Below are 1,597 nucleotides of genomic sequence, written 5' to 3'. Positions count from 1 at the left end.
CGTTGAAGAACGGGGTGTGGCGGCCGCCTTCATCCTTCGACAGGATATAGACTTCGGCGGTGAAGTGCGTGTGCGGGGTGATGGAGCCCGGCTTGGCCAACACCTGGCCCCGCTCGACTTCTTCACGCTTGGTGCCGCGCAGCAGCACGCCGACGTTGTCGCCGGCTTGTCCCTGGTCGAGCAGCTTGCGGAACATTTCTACGCCGGTGCAGGTGGTCTTGACGGTCGGACGAATGCCGACAATTTCGATTTCTTCGCCGACTTTGACGATGCCACGCTCCACCCGACCAGTGACGACGGTGCCACGACCGGAGATGGAGAAGACGTCTTCGATGGGCAGCAGGAAGGGCTTGTCGATGGCGCGCTCGGGCTGGGGTATGTAGCTGTCCAGTGCGTCGGCCAGCTTCAGGATGGAGCCTTCACCCAACTCGCCTTTGTCGCCTTCCATGGCTTTCAGTGCCGAGCCTTTGATGATCGGGATGTCGTCACCCGGGAAGTCGTATTTGCTGAGCAGCTCACGCACTTCCATTTCGACGAGTTCGAGCAGTTCGGCGTCGTCCACCATGTCGCATTTGTTCATGTAGACGATGACGAACGGGACGCCTACCTGACGTGCCAGCAGGATGTGCTCGCGGGTCTGTGGCATCGGGCCGTCGGCCGCGGAAACAACCAGTATGGCGCCGTCCATCTGGGCCGCACCGGTAATCATGTTCTTCACGTAGTCAGCGTGACCCGGGCAGTCAACGTGCGCATAGTGACGGTGGGCCGTCTCGTATTCGACGTGCGCCGTGTTGATGGTGATGCCCCGCGCCTTCTCTTCCGGCGCCGCATCAATCTGGTCGTAGGCTTTCGCCTCACCACCAAACTTCGCCGCCAGAATCATCGTGATCGCCGCCGTCAACGTCGTCTTCCCATGATCAACGTGTCCAATCGTCCCTACGTTCACATGCGGCTTCGTACGCTCAAATTTGCCTTTTGCCATGATCGGTTACCCCAACAAGTCCGGTCCGAGAAAAATTTATGGTGCCCATGGACAGAATCGAACTGTCGACCTCTCCCTTACCAAGGGAGTGCTCTACCACTGAGCTACATGGGCGCTCTTACAACGCGCTTACAACTAACTACAGACATACTGCAACTGCATTCGCCTCGACATATAAAGGCTTGGAGCGGGCGACGAGACTCGAACTCGCGACATCTTGCTTGGAAGGCAAGAACTCTACCAACTGAGTTACACCCGCTCTCGATCAAACCACACCAAAACCCACAATCCGACAACGATCGGATTGGCCACGCGTATTCACTGGTGGAGGGGGAGGGATTCGAACCTTCGAAGGCTGAGCCGTCAGATTTACAGTCTGAGCCCTTTGACCGCTCGGGAACCCCTCCAGCGAAACGCTGCATTAGGCAGGATCTGCTTACCCGAGTCAATGCCATCCCCACTTTGTCTTGAACCCCTGATGGCCGGACGTAGAATGCGCCGCATGAGCACCCCCTCGCGCCTACCCCCGCAGCTGCTGGAGGCTCTTGCCGCCCGCTTCGGTAACCGGTTCTCCACCAGTGCCGCGGTGTGCGAACATCACGGCAAGGATGAGTC

1 protein-coding gene and 3 tRNA genes are annotated in these 1,597 nt (G+C 58.7%); all 4 read right to left on the bottom strand.

Annotation, left to right across the window (positions count from 1 at the left end):
- On the bottom strand, positions 1-982 hold a 982-nt coding region (gene tuf, locus WBL83_RS17515; RefSeq protein WP_424590338.1), incomplete at its 3' end, for an elongation factor Tu.
- A gap of 39 nt (positions 983-1,021) precedes the next feature.
- Positions 1,022-1,096: transfer RNA gene (locus WBL83_RS17510), tRNA-Thr, on the bottom strand.
- Between the two features lie 69 nt (positions 1,097-1,165).
- A tRNA-Gly gene (locus WBL83_RS17505) sits at positions 1,166-1,241 on the bottom strand.
- A gap of 63 nt (positions 1,242-1,304) precedes the next feature.
- Positions 1,305-1,389: transfer RNA gene (locus tag WBL83_RS17500), tRNA-Tyr, on the bottom strand.
- Positions 1,390-1,597 lie beyond the last annotated feature (208 nt).

This window comes from Buttiauxella sp. (assembly GCF_049686335.1).
Classification (GTDB): domain Bacteria; phylum Pseudomonadota; class Gammaproteobacteria; order Enterobacterales; family Enterobacteriaceae; genus Buttiauxella.
This window is presented reverse-complemented; position numbering and strand designations above follow the sequence as displayed.